Origin of the sequence: Microtetraspora malaysiensis (genome assembly GCF_050947145.1) — a bacterium.
GTDB classification, from domain to species: domain Bacteria; phylum Actinomycetota; class Actinomycetes; order Streptosporangiales; family Streptosporangiaceae; genus Microtetraspora_A; species Microtetraspora_A malaysiensis.
The window spans coordinates 5,856,686-5,872,600 of record NZ_CP191998.1 but is presented as its reverse complement, the minus strand read 5'-3'; the positions used below and the strand labels follow the sequence as shown (position 1 = coordinate 5,872,600).

The 15,915-nt window shown below is 71.5% G+C and carries 14 protein-coding genes and 1 pseudogene; 10 read left to right on the top strand and 5 right to left on the bottom strand.

Going from position 1 to position 15,915, the window contains the following annotated elements:
- The first annotated feature begins 54 nt into the window (after positions 1–54).
- Together ACQP1V_RS27715 and ACQP1V_RS27710 are read left to right on the top strand one after the other, a co-directional pair.
- A complete protein-coding gene (locus ACQP1V_RS27715; protein WP_433413015.1) occupies positions 55–1,386 on the top strand; it encodes a serine hydrolase domain-containing protein in 1,332 nt (443 codons plus the stop codon).
- On the top strand, positions 1,383–2,540 hold the full coding sequence (locus ACQP1V_RS27710; RefSeq protein WP_433413014.1) for an alanine racemase: 1,158 nt from the start codon (positions 1,383–1,385) through the stop codon (positions 2,538–2,540). Before ACQP1V_RS27715 ends, ACQP1V_RS27710 begins: the two co-directional genes overlap by 4 nt.
- Positions 2,541–2,594: 54 nt before the next feature.
- Here ACQP1V_RS27710 and ACQP1V_RS27705 read toward each other — a convergent pair whose 3' ends face one another.
- Entirely contained in the window at positions 2,595–3,239 is a 645-nt protein-coding gene (locus ACQP1V_RS27705) for a helix-turn-helix transcriptional regulator (RefSeq protein ID WP_433413013.1), read from the bottom strand.
- 298 nt (positions 3,240–3,537) lie between these two features.
- On the opposite strand from ACQP1V_RS27705, the gene ACQP1V_RS27700 reads away from it, so the two are divergent.
- The 6 genes from ACQP1V_RS27700 (at position 3,538) to ACQP1V_RS27675 (ending at position 11,337) form a co-directional block, all read left to right on the top strand.
- Positions 3,538–4,326: an ABC transporter ATP-binding protein gene (locus ACQP1V_RS27700; protein ID WP_433413012.1), complete on the top strand. Its 789-nt coding sequence runs from the start codon at positions 3,538–3,540 to the stop codon at positions 4,324–4,326.
- 78 nt (positions 4,327–4,404) lie between these two features.
- On the top strand, positions 4,405–5,373 hold the full coding sequence (locus ACQP1V_RS27695; RefSeq protein ID WP_433413011.1) for an ABC transporter substrate-binding protein: 969 nt from the start codon (positions 4,405–4,407) through the stop codon (positions 5,371–5,373).
- The gene (locus ACQP1V_RS27690) at positions 5,370–7,418 is read left to right on the top strand and encodes an iron ABC transporter permease (RefSeq protein ID WP_387415347.1); all 2,049 of its coding nucleotides are present in this window, start codon (positions 5,370–5,372) and stop codon (positions 7,416–7,418) included. The genes ACQP1V_RS27695 and ACQP1V_RS27690 overlap by 4 nt, the downstream gene beginning before the upstream one ends.
- Positions 7,415–8,485: a nitrilase-related carbon-nitrogen hydrolase gene (locus tag ACQP1V_RS27685; RefSeq protein ID WP_433413010.1), complete on the top strand. Its 1,071-nt coding sequence runs from the start codon at positions 7,415–7,417 to the stop codon at positions 8,483–8,485. The genes ACQP1V_RS27690 and ACQP1V_RS27685 overlap by 4 nt, the downstream gene beginning before the upstream one ends.
- 39 nt (positions 8,486–8,524) lie before the next feature.
- Positions 8,525–10,000, top strand: coding sequence for a TldD/PmbA family protein (locus ACQP1V_RS27680; RefSeq protein ID WP_433413009.1), 1,476 nt, complete (start codon positions 8,525–8,527; stop codon positions 9,998–10,000).
- Positions 9,997–11,337, top strand: coding sequence for a TldD/PmbA family protein (locus ACQP1V_RS27675; RefSeq protein ID WP_433413008.1), 1,341 nt, complete (start codon positions 9,997–9,999; stop codon positions 11,335–11,337). Before ACQP1V_RS27680 ends, ACQP1V_RS27675 begins: the two co-directional genes overlap by 4 nt.
- 23 nt (positions 11,338–11,360) lie before the next feature.
- Here ACQP1V_RS27675 and ACQP1V_RS27670 read toward each other — a convergent pair whose 3' ends face one another.
- From ACQP1V_RS27670 to ACQP1V_RS27655, 4 genes are all read right to left on the bottom strand, one after another.
- Positions 11,361–12,179 carry a (2Fe-2S)-binding protein gene (locus ACQP1V_RS27670; protein ID WP_433413007.1) on the bottom strand — a complete coding sequence of 273 codons (819 nt, stop codon included), beginning with the start codon at positions 12,177–12,179 and terminating at the stop codon, positions 11,361–11,363.
- A gap of 144 nt (positions 12,180–12,323) precedes the next feature.
- Positions 12,324–13,031: a VIT1/CCC1 transporter family protein gene (locus tag ACQP1V_RS27665; protein ID WP_067142495.1), complete on the bottom strand. Its 708-nt coding sequence runs from the start codon at positions 13,029–13,031 to the stop codon at positions 12,324–12,326.
- A 3-nt stretch (positions 13,032–13,034) separates the two neighbouring features.
- Entirely contained in the window at positions 13,035–13,241 is a 207-nt protein-coding gene (locus ACQP1V_RS27660) for a hypothetical protein (RefSeq protein ID WP_433413006.1), read from the bottom strand.
- Positions 13,238–14,008 carry a COG4280 domain-containing protein gene (locus ACQP1V_RS27655; protein ID WP_433413005.1) on the bottom strand — a complete coding sequence of 257 codons (771 nt, stop codon included), beginning with the start codon at positions 14,006–14,008 and terminating at the stop codon, positions 13,238–13,240. The genes ACQP1V_RS27660 and ACQP1V_RS27655 overlap by 4 nt, the downstream gene beginning before the upstream one ends.
- An 88-nt stretch (positions 14,009–14,096) precedes the next feature.
- On the opposite strand from ACQP1V_RS27655, the pseudogene ACQP1V_RS27650 reads away from it, so the two are divergent.
- Both ACQP1V_RS27650 and ACQP1V_RS27645 read left to right on the top strand, forming a co-directional pair.
- Positions 14,097–14,222, top strand: a pseudogene (locus ACQP1V_RS27650) (Chromate resistance protein ChrB); the annotation flags it as partial.
- A gap of 31 nt (positions 14,223–14,253) precedes the next feature.
- The gene (locus ACQP1V_RS27645; protein WP_433413004.1) at positions 14,254–15,834 is read left to right on the top strand and encodes an amidohydrolase; all 1,581 of its coding nucleotides are present in this window, start codon (positions 14,254–14,256) and stop codon (positions 15,832–15,834) included.
- The last annotated feature ends 81 nt before the right edge of the window (positions 15,835–15,915 follow it).

Below are 15,915 nucleotides of genomic sequence, written 5' to 3'. Positions count from 1 at the left end.
AGCCAGGGCTTGAGAAAGACAGCGCTTGAGACAAACAGAAAGGGAACGCAGCGCATGACGACCGCCTCCGAACTGCTCGCCTCGCTCACCGAGACCACCGAGAAGCACCGACTCGACATCGGGGTGCCGGGCGTCGCGCTCGGCGTGGCCGCCGGTGGTGAGGTCGCCTCGACCGGGCTCGGGGTCACCAGCGTGGCCGATCCGCTCCCGGTCACGACGAACACGCTGTTCCGCCTGTGCTCCATCACCAAGATCTTCGCCGCCACGCTCGCCATGACCCTGGTCGAGGAGGGCGTGCTGGATCTCGACGTGCCGGTGGTCGCCTACTATCCGGAGCTGTCCCTCGCCGACGCGGACGCTCGGGCGTCGGTCACCATGCGCCACCTGCTCACGCATGCCAGCGGCCTCGAAAGCGAGTTGCGCGGCGATCTGGAGACGTTCGGACGCAACGCCGACGCTCTCGACCGCGTCGTGTCGGCGTACGGCTCGCTCCGCCAGTTCGCCCCGGCCGGTGAGATCTGGGGGTACTGCAACACCGGTTACTGGCTCGCCGGCGCCGTGCTCGCGCGGCTGGCGGGGACGTCGTTCGAAGACGCGGTGTCGCGGCGCGTACTCGAACCGCTCGGCATGACGGGGAGCTGCTTCCTGGCCGAGGACGCCGTGCTCGGCCGGGTCGCGCTGCCCCACCGCCGCGCCTCGGCGGGTTCTCCGGAGCACGTCCCGATCCCGTCCTTCGCCTTCCCGCGAGCGCGCGTGCCCTCCGGGGGCGTGATCGCGGGCGTGAACGACCTGCTCAAGTTCGCCGGTCTCCATCTCGGGAACGGCCCCGCCGTCATCTCCGAGGCCGGCCGCGCGATGATGCGGGAACCCCTGATCCCGGGTGACTCCGCGGGTGACCACCAGGGCCTCGGCTGGATGACCTCCAGTCCGGGCGGCACGCCGGTGGTCGAGCACAGCGGGTCGTACAAGGGGTACTGCACCAGGCTGACCCTCCTGCCGGACCTGGGGGTCGCCGTCGCGGTGCTGACCAACAGCGACGACGGCGGCCGCCTGTGCCGCGCGGTCAAGGAGGCCGCCCTGGAGCTCCTGACCGGGTGGCGGACCGCCGAGGTGGAGTACGCCGACCTCGGCCCCGACGTCCTCGCCGCGTACGCGGGCGACTACGCGATCCCGGGCGTGGACAGGATCCGGGTGTCTCCGCACGAAGGCGGTCTCCGCCTCGAACTGGTCAAGAACGCGGCGCCGGCCGGGGAGTCGCTGTGCCGGGCCACGTCCGAGACCGAATTCGAGATCGTCCACGGGCCGAGCCTCGGATCACGGCTGGTCTTCTTCCCCGGGTCCCCTGTGATCAGGCTGGGCCTCCGGCTCGGGGCCAGGCTGTCGTGACGCCCCCGGCCTTCCGGGGCGGGCCGGGCTTCGGCGCCCGGCCGGCTCCCGAACTCGCGGCCGCGTTCGCCGCCATGTTCGCCGACGTCAGGACACCAGCGCTCGTCGTCGACGAGGCGGCGGTGGAGCTGAATCTCCGGCTGATGACGAAGCTCGCCCGATCCCCGGAGAGGTGGCGGGCCCACGTGAAGACGGCCAAGGCGCGCTGGGCCATGGAGCGGCTGATCGCGCACGGGGTGACCAGGTTCAAGGCGTCCACCACCGCCGAGCTCGCCACCCTGCTCTCCCTCGACGTGGCCGACGTGCTTCTCGCCTATCCGGCGGTCGGGCCGACACAGTGGCGGGCGGCCGAGCTCGCCTCCGCCCATCCGGGCGCGGCGGTCTCCGTGCTGGCCGACAGCGTGGCGGGGATCCGCACCTGGCGGCCGGGACCGGTCGGGGCGTTCATCGACGTCGACACCGGAATGGGCCGTACCGGCGTGCCCGTGGACGATCACGCCGCCGCCTTCGCCGTGGCCGACGAGCTGGCGCGACGGGGGATCCCGCTGCGCGGCCTGCATGGTTATGACGGCCACCTGGCCGACCTGCCCACGCCCGAGCGGGAGCGGGCGGCGGCCGACGGCCTGGCCGCGATGACGGATCTGGCCGAGGCGCTTCAGGCCGCCGGGCACGTGAGCGGAGAGCTGGTCGTGGGCGGGAGCCACACGTTCCGGGAGATCCTGGCCACGCCCACGCCGTGGAGCGACCGGGTGACCGTGGGCGCCGGCACGGTGGTCTACAACGACGCCCGCAGCCTGGCGAGGTTCGGTGACATCGGGTTCACGGCCGCGGCGGCCGTGCTCACACGTGTGGTGAGCCGTCCCGCGGCGGGACGGGTGACCGTGGACGCGGGGCTCACGTCGATCCAGGTGGACGCCGGCCGGCCGCACGCGGAGAGCGCGGGCCTGGTGGCGGTCTCGGCGGCGCAGGAACACCTCGTGCTGTCCTGCGCGCCGGGGGCCGAACCCGAGATCGGCGAGCTGGTCACCCTGGTGCCGCGCCACGTGGACACGGCTGTCAGCCAGTTCGGTGAGATGCACGTGATAGGCCCGGACGGCCGGGTCAGGGTGGAGCCGGTCACCGCACGCCACCACGAGTCCGCGACCGTCCGATGAGCGTGAGGCCGCGCCCCCGATCTCGCGCGCCGTGCCCGTCCGCCGACTCCGTGATCAGGATCCAGCGGACTCCTCCTTGAGACGGGTGATGTAGTTGTAGACCGACTGGCGTGACATCCCGAGCCGCTCCGCGACCATGGGGACGGCCCGGCGCAGCTGGAACAGACCTCGCTGGTCGAGCTGGCGGAACACCTCCGTCCGCTCCGCCACGGTAAGCCGGGTGAGCGGGTGGCCCAGGGCGTCCTCCACCTCGGCGAGCACCCCGTCGACGACGGACTCGATGTCGGTGCCGAACGTGGTGGAAGGGGACTCCAGCGGGTCGAGGTCGCCGGCCATCTCGATGAGGAGCCGGCCGGCCACGCGCATCTCGGTCACGTCCAGATTGATGCAGACGGCGCCCACCACGTGGCCGTCGGACGTGCGCAGCAGGATGGTCGACGATTTGATCACGCGGCCGTCGGGAAGCCGCGTCACATAGTTGAGGTCGTCCTTGGCGTCGTCGCCCTGCCGCAGCATGCTGAGGCCGATCTGGCTCATGGCCGACCCCACGCGGCGGCCGGTGACATCGCCGGCGACGGCGATGACCGAGTGCTCCACGCGCCGGTAGTCGTGGAGAACCACCTCGCACTTGCGGCCGAACGTCGCCTGGATCCCGTCGACGACCGGACGCGTGGCGGCGAACAGCGCGTCGGCTTCCACCGACGGGTCGACGGCCGAAGATTTCTGGCTGATCGGATTGTCCTTTCTCGCTGGAACCTCACTGGAATCTTGTGGGAACCTCGCTGGTCTATCACCGGAATCGCACTGGAATCAGTGGAATGCACCCGGACGGGCCGTGCGGGTCCGGCAACGAGAATTTTACGATTAGTCGAACCCATTGACAACAGGTCCAAATTCGGCCTAATTTGCGGGCTACCAACCGAATCCCCCCACCTCGCGCGAGCTGTCTTACCTTGTCAGCCCCCTGACGGCGGCCGGCGATGAGAAAGGCGGAACAATGTCGGGTCCCTTGGTCGCCGAACGACTGAGCGTCGGTCACGACGGCCGCACCATCTTGGCCGATGTCGACTTCACCCTCCCCGCGAGCGCGGTCACCGTACTCGTCGGCCCCAACGGCTGCGGAAAATCCACCATGCTGCGTACGCTCGCCGGCCTCCAGCGGCCGACCGGCGGGCAGGTACGCGTCCTGGGCGACCCCCTGGACAAGCTGAGCAGAAGGGAGCTGTCACGGCGGCTGGCCTTCCTGCCACAGACCCCCCTCGTCCCCGCCGGGATCACCGTACGCGAGCTGGCCAGGAATGGCCGCTACGCGCATCGCGGCGCGTTCTCACGGCACACCACCGAGGACCTGGAAGCCGTCGAGTGGGCGCTGCGCGTCACCAACGCGCTTCCGCTCGCGGAGAAGAGGATGAACGAACTGTCGGGCGGCGAGCGGCAACGCGCCTGGCTCGCCGCCGTTCTCGCGCAGAAGGCGGACATCCTCCTGCTCGACGAACCCACCACCTATCTCGACCTGCGCTATCAGGTCGAGGTGCTGGAGGTGGTACGGGCACTCGCCCATGAGTACGGCATGGCCTGCGGCCTCGTCCTCCACGATCTGGGGCAGGCCTCGTCCTACGGGGACCGGGTGATGCTGACCGCCGGGGGCGAGATCCTCGGCTACGGCGAGCCGGCCGAGGTGCTGGCCTCCGAGAGCATCGCCCGCGCCTTCGGCCTCGACGTCAAGGTCGTCCACGACCCCGAGACGGGTGGGATCGCCTGCTTCCCCCGCACCTCACCCAACTGATCCGCAGGACCCACCTGCACGGCCGACCCCCACGACCGACCACACGGAATGACCCCCCACCAGCTAAGGCAGACGACGATGCGCAAATCCGCCATCCTTCTCAGCACCGTGGTCGCGGTGCTCGCCCTCGCCTCGTGTGGCTCCACACCCGCCACCACCGGCCAGTCCGGCGCCGCCCCTGCCCCGGGCGCGGCGAAGATCACCATACAGGACGGCTTCGGCCCCGTGGAGCTCGCCGGCCCCGCCACCCGCGTCGTCTCCCTCGAATGGACCTTCACCGAAGAGCTGCTCGCGCTCGGTGTGGCCCCGGTCGGCGTCGCCGACAAGGCCCTCTACAACGACTGGGTGACCGCGGGCACGCGAGTGGCCGAGTCCACGGTGGACGTCGGCACCCGCCAGGAGCCGAACCTGGAGACCATCGCCTCGCTCAAGCCCGACCTGATCGTGGGCAACGCCGACCGGCTCGCCAACAACATCGAGAGCCTCAAGGCCATCGCTCCGGTCGTCGCCTTCCGCTGGAACGATCCGGCCAAGGCACAGCTCGCGGCCATGAAGGAGTCCTTCACGTCGCTGGGCACGGCCGTCGGGAAGAACGCCGAGGCCGCCAAGACGCTCGCGGGGCTCGACGCGACCACGGCGTCGGCGAAGGAGAAGCTCTCCGCCGTGGGCGGGACGTTCGCCCTGGCCTACCCCGCGGGAGGTGCCGGCGCCGCGACCGTGACGATCTTCGCCAAGACCTCCCTGGCCTCCCAGATCCTGGAGGAGGCCGGCATGACCAACGCGTGGACCGGCAACGCCGACTCGGACGGGCTCAGCACAGTTGGCGTCGAGGCGCTGACCAGCCTGCCCGCCGACGTGAACTTCCTCTACGTCTCGCCGTCCTCCGACGACACCTTCCTCAAGCTGGCGGACAACAAGGTGTGGACGGGACTGCCCTTCGTCAAGGCGGCCCACACCTACAAGCTCGACCCGACCCCCTGGTTCTATGGCGGTCCCACCTCGGCCGAGCAGCTGCTCACCCAGACCGTGGCGACGCTGGTCAAATGAGCGCCGTCCTCGCATCCTCCGCCCCCGCCCCGATGCGACCCACCCGGCGGCCGGCCGCCCCGGTCGCCTGCGGCCTCGCCCTCGTCCTGCTGGCCCTCGTCTTCCTCTGGCACCTGGGCCAGGGCGCCTCCCACCTCGGTGTCGGCGACGTGCTCAGGGTGCTCACCGGCGGCGGTGACCAGCTGGCGGACGACATCGTCTTCAGCGGACGACTGCCCCGGACGCTCGCGGGACTGGTGGCGGGACTCGCCCTGGGACTCGCGGGAGGCCTGGTCCAGGGCGGGACACGTAACCCGCTCGCGGCTCCCGACACGCTGGGCGTGAACGCGGGCGCCTATCTGGCGGTCACGGCCGCCAGCGCGACCGGACTGAGCGTCGGCGTGCTCGGCACCGGCGCCGCCGCACTGGCCGGAGCCGTCGGCGCCGCGGCCCTCGTGTACGCGCTGGCGGGGCGGTCGCTGTACGCTCCCGGGCGGGTGCTCCTGGCCGGTACGGCCGTCGCGCTCGCGGCCACATCCCTCGCGCTGATGCTGCAGATGCTCGACGAGCAGACCGCACGGGGCACGTTCTTCTGGGGCAACGGATCGCTGATCCAGACCGGGCTGACCGTCCCTCTCTGGACCGGTGCGGCGACCCTCGTCCTCGCCATGGCCGTACCCGCGCTGGTCCGCCCGCTCGACCTGCTCTCCCTGGGCGACGACACCGCGGAGGCCATGGGGATCAACGCGGGACGCATGCGCCTTTACGTCCTGCTGCTCTCCGTCGCCTTCGCCGCCGTCGCGGTGACCGTCGCGGGACCGATCGGCTTCGTCGGCCTGGTGGCCCCGATCGCGGTCCGGATGGTGGGCGTCCACAGGCACGCCTGGTTGCTCCCCCTCTCCGGCTCGGTGGGCGCGCTGCTCGTGCTGCTCGCCGACGGCGCGGGACAGGCCCTCCAGACCGCCGCGGGCGGCGAGATCCCGGTGGGCGTCGTCACCGCGCTGGTGGGCGGCCCCGTCTTCCTGGTGCTGGTCCGCCGACTGACCACGGGCGACGCCGAGACCGGGGCCTCGGTCACCGAGGCCAGGCCGCTGACCGGCAGGCGCTACACCACGGTCGTGGCGGTGGCGGCCGTCCTGCTCGTCGCCGCGATGCTCGTCGGACTCTCCGTCGGCACACTGAGCATCGACCTGTCGCAGATGCTCAACCCCGATCCGCTGATTCAGAGCGTCCTGTCCCAGAGGTTCACGCGGGTGCTCGCCGCGGCCGGCGGCGGAGCCTGCCTCGCGGTGGCGGGCGGCACCGTACAGGCCGTCATCCGCAATCCGCTCGCCGAGCCGTCCCTGCTGGGGGTCACCGGTGGAGCGGCCATCGGCGCCGTCACAGTGATCACGATGGCGTCCACCGCCCCGCATTGGATGATCCCGGCGGCGGCGTCGCTCGGCGGCTTCCTCGCTCTCCTGCTGGTGATGGCCGTGGCACGACGGAAGGGCACCCTGGATCCGACCCGTGTGGTGCTCGTCGGCATCGGCCTGGCCGCGGCGACCTCGGCTGTCGTCCAGGTACTGGCCCTGCGCTCCACCATGACGATCGGCGCGGTGCTGACCTGGCTGGCGGGTTCCACCTACGGCCGCGCGGGCGAGGATCTGCTCTGGTTGGTCGTCCCGCTGGTCGTCACGGTGTTTCTCATCATCGGCACCCGGCCGCTGGACATGCTGGCGCTGGGGGAGGACCTGCCGCGCGCGTTCGGGCTCGGCCTCGGCCGGGTCCGCCTCCTCGTCCTGATGGGCGCGGTGGCCCTCGCCGCGGGGACCGCCGCGACGATCGGCGCGGTCGGCTTCGTCGGGCTGATCGCGCCGCACCTCGCGCGGGGGTTCGTCGGCTCCTCACACCGGAGGATGCTGCCCGTGGCCGCGCTCCTGGGGGCCGTCCTGGTGGTCGTCGCCGACACGATCGGCCGTCTCGTGATCGACCCGCGGCAGGTCCCCGTGGGTGTGATGACGGCGCTGGTCGGGACCCCGTACATGATCTGGCTGCTCCGCTCGAATCGGAAGGTGAACCGTTGAGCCTCGACCCCGGCGAGTTCCTCGCCGTCGCCTGTCAGATGGACACCGTGGACGGCGCCGTCGGCCAGAACCTCAAGCAGATGGTCACGATGATCGACTGGGCCATGGAGGGCTACTCGGCCCTCGGCGTTCCGGTCCGGCTGATCGTCTTTCCCGAGCTGGCGATCCACGGCTCGGTCGGCGCGACCTACGCGGACAAGCGGCGTCACGCGATCGAGCTCCCCGGGCCGGAGATCGAGGAACTCGCCGAGAAGGCCAGGTCCCACGGCGTCTATCTCGTGGCGGGCACGGTCTTCGAGTACGAGCCGGAGTACGACGCGGTATTCAACACGCTGGTGATGCTCGCGCCGTCCGGGGAGATCGCGCTCCGCTACCGCAAGGTCAACGTCTGGTATCCGCTGGAGACGACCCAGTCGCCGATCGACCTGCTCGGCGAGGGGTACGACACCGCCAGGTTCCCGTTGTTCCCGGTCGCCCACACCGAGATCGGCACCATCGGCGGGCTCATCTGCTACGACGGATTCTTTCCCGAGGTCACGCGGCAACTGGCGGCCGAAGGCGCGGAGATCTTCGTGCGCGCCTCGGCGATCATGGACCCCTGGGGCTCCGGGCCGACCGGCGCGAGCGTCATGACCGACCGGATGCGTTCCCTGGAGAACCTCGCCTACACGGTGAGCGCGCAGCGCGGGTCCAGCCCGCGGACGGGTCCGCCGTTCTCGTGGCCGGGCCGCAGTTCGATCGTGGACTTCGAGGGCCGCGTGCTCAGCGAGGCGGAGCGCGGCGAGGAGATCATCATGGCCAGGATCGACGCCAACCGGGTGCGCGCGTACCGCGAGTCCGTACTCGGCGGCAACATGCTGGCACACAACCGCACCGAAGCCTACGACTACCTGACGAGGCCCGGTCCCGGGCCGCGCCCGCGGCTCTCCACGGGTCGGACGGTGTCCGAGACGGAGCACTTCGCCACCGCCCGCGAGCAGAACGACGCCTACTGGGCCGGCTACTACGAGCGGAACCCCTTCTGGAGACGCCGGCGCGATCTGGCGGCCCGCGAGAGGGACGCCTAGCAACCGCGTTGTCTCACCCGAAATGGACAAAGGAGTGCGATGGAGCCACACGGCACGCCGACGGGCGCGATGCGGGAGATCACGGATCGAGCGCTCGACACCGCCGTGAGCGCGGGCGCCGACTACGCGGACGTTCGCGTAGTACGGCGGGTGGAGGAGTCGGTGACGGTGCGCACCGGCCGGGTGGAGTCCATCGCCTCGGACGAGAGCGAGGGCGTCGGCGTCCGGGTGTTCGCGTACGGGGCGTGGGGCTTCGCGGCGACACACCGGTATGACGCGGACGCGATCGACCGGGCCGCGGCCGAGGCGGTACGGCTCGCGAAGGGCGCGGCGCCCTCACTCAGGCGCCGCGTCAGCCTGGCGGAGCGCCCCCGCGCCTACGGCACGTACGCCACGCCCGTGCGTGAGGATCCCTTCGCGCTCCCGCTGGAGGTCAAGGTCGCCGACCTGCTCGACGCCGACGCCGCGCTGGCCGTCCCCGGAGTCGTGTCGACCGCGTCGACGTACGCCGCCCAGCGGGAGTGGAAGACCTTCGCGGCGACGGACGGCAGCCTCACCGAGCAGGTGTTCACGCACGTGGGCGCGGGCATCGAGGCGCACGCCGTGAAGGGAAGCGAGCACCAGCGGCGCAGCTACCCCGAGGCGCGGGGCGGCCGCTGGCAGCAGGCGGGATACGAGTTCATCCGCGAGCTCGACCTGAAGGGGAACGCGGCCCGATGCGGAGAGGAGGCCGTCGCTCTGCTGTCGGCCCCGCCGTGCCCCGAGGGCCCCGCCACGGTCGTCATCGACCCCAGCCAGCTCTACCTGCAGATCCACGAGTCGTGCGGGCACGCCACCGAGCTCGACCGGGTCTTCGGCGCGGAGGCGAGCTACGCGGGGACCAGCTTCCTGACCGCAGGCCTGCTGGACTCGCGTTACAGGTATGGCTCGGACCTGGTCACCCTGGTCGCCGACGCCACGGTGCCCGGCGGCCCGGGATCGTTCGGCTGGGACGACGAGGGAGTGGCGGCGCAGCGGACCACCCTGGTGGAGAACGGGATCCTCACCGGCTATCTGACCTCGCGGGACACGGCTCCCCGCATCGGCAGGGAGTCCGGCGGCACCGTGCGCGCCGAGAGCTGGAACCGGCTCCCGCTGGTCCGCATGACCAACGTCAACCTCGCGCCGGTGCCCGGCATGAGCCTCCAGGACATCGTGGCCGACACCGACGACGGCCTCTACCTGACCCAGAACCGCAGCTGGTCGATCGACGACCGCCGATGGAACTTCCAGTTCGGCACGGAGATCGCCTACGAGATCAAGGGCGGCAGGCTGGGGCGCATCCTGAGGAACCCCGTCTACTCGGGGATCACTCCGGAGTTCTGGCGCTCCTGCGACGCGGTCGCCGACGAGCGGAGCTACGTCATGTACGGCAACCCCAACTGCGCCAAGGGCCTTCCGCCGCAATGCGTGCAGGTCGGCCACGGCACTTCGGGCGCACGGTTCCGCGGCGTGCGGATGGGGGCGGGACGATGAACCTCGAACGATACGCCGATCGGGTGCTGGAGACGGCGCGCCGGCACGGTGCGACCGACGCCGAGGTGAGCGTGGAGGCCCGGGTCGCCGCGCTGACCCGGTTCGCCAACTCCGAGATCCACCAGAGTGTCGCCGAGGACACCGTTCGGGTCACTCTCCGCTACGTCCACGGCAGGCGGTACGGCATGGCCGCCACGGGGCGCCTGGACGACGCCGCGCTCGAATCCCTTGTCGAGCGCGCGTCGGCGAACGCGCGCAGCACGGCCGAGAGCGACGACTGGCCCGGCCTTCCGGAACCGGGTCCGATCCCGGAGGTGACAGGCGCCTACGCGGCATCGACCGGCGAGGCCACGGCCGAGCGCCGGGTCGAGACCGTGCGCGAGGTCGTCGCCGCGGCGGACGCCGCCGGTGTGGCCGCGTTCGGCTCCTTCACGACCGGCGCCGTCACCACGGCCGTGATCAGCACACGGGGTGTGCGAGCCGTCCAGACCAGGAGCGACGCCTGGCTGGTCACCGTGCACATGTCGCCCGGTGGCGGCACCGGCTACGCCGAGACCTGCGCGGTGGACGTGGCGGACGTCGACGGCGCGTCCCTCGGCCGGGAGGCGGCCGGCAAGGCGCGCGCCGACGATCACGCGGTCGACCTTGCGCCGGGGGAGTATCCCGTGGTCCTGGAGGAGTACGCCGTGGTGGACCTGCTGGCCAAGCTCGGCAGGTGCGGCTTCAACGCGCTCGCCGCGCAGGAGGGGCAGTCCTTCGCGGCCCCCGGACTCCGCGTGGCCAGCGATCTCGTCACCGTCTGGGACGATGGCACCGACCCCGCGGGGCTTCCCACGGCCTTCGACCACGAGGGCGTCGGGAAGGAGCGCGTCAGCCTCATCGATCGCGGCAGATGCGTGGGACTGGTCCACGACACCCGCACCGCAGCCAGGGCCGGGATCAGGTCCACCGGGCATGCGCTGCCCGCGCCCAACCCGGTCGGGCCCCTTCCGACGAACATGTTCATGGCGCCGGGCGCGTCGACACGGGAAGAGCTGGTCGGGCGGCTGGACCGGGGGCTCCTCGTCACACGCTTCTACTACACCAACCCGGTGAACCCGAAGCGCGGGATCGTCACCGGGGTGACCCGGGACGGCGTCTTCCTCGTCGAGCACGGCGAGATCGTCTCCCCTGTCCGCGACCTGCGCTTCAGCGTGAGCTACCTGGACGTGCTGCGGGGCGTCGCGGCGGTCGGCAAGGAGCGCAAGACGCTGCGCGGCTGGTACGGAGGGGTGTCGGTGCTCGGCGACATCACCGTTCCCGCCGTCCTCGTGGACAGCTTCCGTTTCTCCGGCTAGCCGTGATGCCGGGCAGCGACGGCTCATCGGGCTCCCCGAGATTCCCATACGGCACGAGTCCACCGGTCGCGGAGCGCGCCGGGGTCCTCCAGCGCGCAGTCGCCGCATTTGCGGCCGTCCCGCGCCCGGTAGTACAGGCAGCAGCTGCGGCGGATGAAGAACGGGTGGCCGGGCGCCGGTTCCGCCAGCTCGCCCTTGTCCCGGAGGAGGCCCAGGTCGAGGAGCTCGCGGGCCAGCGCGAGGGCCGCTCCGGTGAGCTCGGGGCGTACGCGGGCGAGGGCGCGGACGGTCCCGGCCAGCGAGGAGGCCACGTTGCCCCACAGCAGGCCCGGAGCGATCTTCACGACCCCCTGGACCGCCTCGGCGAGCGGTTCCAGCAACCCGGGCACCACGGTGTGGTACATCCGCTCGGCTGTCCGCGCCGGGTCGCGGATCTCCCAGCCGGCGAGATCGGTGGTGCGCAGCGGCGGCGGCACGCCGTCGGGCGCCGGCCGCCAGTGGACGCGCCCTGGGACCAGCTCGACGAGCAGGCCGTGGACGACCGCCGCGCCGAAGAGAGGCGAGCACAGCCGGGAGGCGAGCTTCTGGAACAAGATCGAGGCGGCCACCCGGGCCTCGGCGGTGCCCAGGCGTTCGGCGACGTCCCCGATCCGCTGTCCCAGGACGCCGGCATCGGTGAACAGGTCGGTGAACGGGCGCCATCCGGCCTCGACCCGGCCGATGCCGAGCTCGAATCGGTCTCCCATGGAGGAGACGTCGGCGACCGCGTGGAAGACGGCCGAGGGAGGGGCGGGCGGCGGGTCCGCGTGAAGTCGTGTCGGCCGCGAACTGCGCTGGTCCATCATCACACCGCCGGTCTGGTCAGGGCCGCGCGTCCGCGCGGCGGTAGGGCGATCTGGGAACCCTCAGCGGCGGCCGCTATTCGCGGGGCCGCCGCTGAAGGGGCATTGGAGCCGCGGGCGGTGGATGATCACCGGCCCGCCGGGTCAGCCGATGAACGTTCCCACCAGGCTGCCGACCCCGTACGTCACCGCCGCCGCGAGGGCGCCGAGCACGAGCTGGCGGCCCCCGCCGTACAGGGGGGACCTGGCGGTGAGCCGGGCGACCAGCGCGCCGGTGGCGAACAGCGCGACCGCCGTGAGCACGATCACCGCCGACATCGAGGACGACCCCAGCAGGAACGGCAGCACCGGGATCAGCGCCCCGATGGCGAACGCCAGGAAGGAGGATCCCGCGGCGACCCAGGGCGAGGGCAGGTCGTCGGGGTCCAGGCCGAGCTCTTCGCGGGCGTGTACCCGCCAGGCCACCTCGTCGTCGCGGTGGAGTTGCCTGGCCACTTCCTCGGCGAGTTCGGGCGTCAGGCCGCGCGACTGGTACAGCAGGGCGAGCTCCCGTTCCTCGGCCTCGGGGTTGCGGGCCAGCTCGCGGCGTTCGACGGCGATCTCGGCCTGGGTGAGTTCCCGCTGCGAGGCGACCGACGTGTACTCGCCGGTCGCCATGGAGAAGGCGCCGGCCGCGAGCCCGGCGAGCCCGGCGACCGTCACGGCGGTCCCCGTAGCCCCGCCGCCGACCACTCCGGCCAGGAGCGCGGCGTTCGAGACCAGCCCGTCCATCACCCCGAACACGGCGGGACGCAGCCAGCCGCCCGTGACGTCCCGATGATGGCTGTGCAGTTCCACTGCCTGTGCGGTCATGGGCTAGCTCCTCACATCGATCACGACGCTGGCGACGAAGAAGAGAAGCAGCAGCACGCCGCCGGCGACGGTGGCTGCCGCGGTGGACACGCCCGCGAGCACGACCACGAGCGTCACGGCGAGGGCAGCGACGACCGCCACGGCGATCTTCCAGTCGTCGCCGATGACGAAGTCGTACCAGAACTGTCCGAAACCCTTGATGAATCTCATCGGGCGACCTCCGGCTTGAGTCGGGGCAGGAACGTGACCAGGACGCGGGAGATCAGCAGCCAGCCGGCGATCAGGGCGAGGATGGCCCAGTCATGGCCCGGCCATTCGAGGCTCTCGCCGCTCTCGGTGAACACGCCCAGACCCTCGACGGCCCAGTACGCGCCGAAGCTGGCGAGCAGCAGGCCCACGCCGTACTTCAGGGCGTTCTCGGGGATCATCGCGAGCGGGCGGTGCAGGATCAGCCCGGCGATCAGCACGAGCAGGCCGGCGACGGCCGCGCCTCCGATGGCCGCGGGCATGTTCGCGGCGCTCAGCCCGAACGTGATCACGATGAAGACGACCTCGACGCCTTCGAGGAACACGCCCTTGAACGAGACCACGAACGCGAACGTGTCGATGCCGAAGCGGCTCTTGGCCGCTGCCTTGCGCCCGGCCTCGGTCTGGCTGGCGAACTCCTCGTCCTCGTCGTGCATGGCCTTCAGCCCGGAGGATCGCAGGACCGCCTTGCGCAGCCACTGCAGGCCGAAGATCAGCAGCAGCGTGCCGACGACCAGCTGGAGGAGCGACTCGGGCAGCCAGGTGCTCAGGGCGTATCCGGCGGCGGCGGTGAACGCGGTCAGCGCCACCAGCGCCACGAGGGTGCCCGCGAGGGCCGAGCGCCAGCCGCGAGTCACACCCATGGCCAGAACGATGGTCAGGGCTTCGACGAACTCGACGAACGAGGCGGCGAAGGTCGAGGCCACCAGGCCCCACGTTGCGCCTGTCACGGCGGCTCCTTCTGTGTAACAGATGCTTCAATGAATCATATGCTTCATTACTCATATCCGACATGTCAACTGGGTGGCCTCGGGTGCCATGACGATCGACGAGCGATTCCTGCAGCTCGTGTACCGCGTGCCGGCCACGACCTCGCGTGCTCGGGTGGCGGTGTGGCGGGAGCTGAAGCGCCTGGGCGCCCTCTACATCCAGCAGGCTGTGTGCGTACCGCCGGCGTGCGCTGGCCGGCAGTGTCGTGTACGCCAACGACGAGTTGTTCGCCGAGCGGGAGAACCTGATCAAGCCCGGGCCCGCGGTGTTCTCGACGGAGGACTTCGGCCACAAGGGCAAGGTGTACGACGGCTGGGAGACCCGCCGCCGCGAGCCCGGGAACGACCACGCGATCGTCCGGCTCGGCGTCCCGGGGGTCGTGCACGACGTGGTGATCGGCACCGCCTGGTTCAAGGGCAACTGTCCGCCGTACGCCTCGGTGGAGGCGACCAGCGTTGAAGGGCCGTGTCGATCCCCCAGGGGTCTCCGAATAGGTGTTGGACGTGCGGGATACTGGTATACCGCAATCCTTCGAGAGGGGACCATGATGACGAACCACACCGCCGATGCCGGCCTCCGTACCGTCGCCGGTGCCTCCGCCACCGTCTTCCGCGACGTACGCCCCTTCGGCGGGCCCGCCGTCGACCTGGTCGCCGTGGACGGTGTGCTGGCGGACGCCGTCCCGGACGGCGCCGTGGTCGAGTACGTCGACGGGGGCGGACGGCTGGCCCTGCCCACGCTGGTGGACACGCACATCCACCCCGACAAGACGGCCTGGGGCGAGCCCTGGCACAGCCGCCGGCCGGCCCGCGGCATCGCCGAGTACGTGGCCGGGGATGTGGAGCTGCACCGCGCCCTGCCCACCCCGGTCGCCGAGCGTGCGCGGCGGCTGATGGCGCACGCCGCCGCACAGGGCACGCGCGCGATGCGCGCCCACGCCGACGTGGCGCCCGCGTACGGGCTGAAGGGCGTCATCGGCGTGGCCGAGGCGCGCGAGAAGCTGCGCGGCGTCCTCGACGTGCAACTCGTGGCGTTCCCGCAGCACGGCGTGGAGCGGGCGCCCGGCGCCGCCGAACTGCTGGAGGAGGCGGCCGCCGGCGGCCTCATCGACGCGGTGGGCGGGATCGACCCCGCGGGCTTCGATTCAGGCGACGGCACGTCCGGGGAGAACCGGCAGCTCGACCTCGTCTTCGGGATCGCCGAACGTCACGGGCTGGCGATCGACATCCACCTGCACGACGTCGGGGAGCGAGGCCTCGGCCCGCTGCGCGACATCGCCGCGCGGACCGAGGCGCTCGGCCTGCGGGGGAAGGTCACGATCAGCCACGCCTTCGCGGTCGCCGCCCTGTCCGGACGGGAGCTGGACGAGACAGCGGACCTGCTGGCCTCGGCGGACATCGCGCTCACCACGGTCGCGCCGTCGGCGAGGACTGTGCTGCCCTTCCGGCGGCTGGCCGAGCGCGGCGTGCGGGTCGGTCTCGGCTCGGACGGCGTACGCGACAACTGGAGCCCGTACGGCAACGCGGACATGCTCCATCGCGTCTGGCTGTTGGGGTGGACCCGTGGCGTGCGCCTCGACGAGGAGCTGGAGGCGTGCTTCCGGCTGGCGGCGGACGGCGGCGCCGAGCTGCTCGGGCTGCCGAAGGCGGATCTGCGGCCGGGGGCGCCCGCCGACTTCATGCTGGTCGAGGGCGAGTGCCTGCCGCAGGTCGTGATCGACCTGCCGCGCCGCGACGTGGTGGTCCGGGCGGGACGGGTCGTGGCCCGCGACGGCCGGCTCGTCTGAGATCGCAACCGTGGATCGCGATCGCCGGCGTTGCGCCAACCCGGGACGAGCGCCGTGCCGGTGAAGCGAGGGCGTCGTACT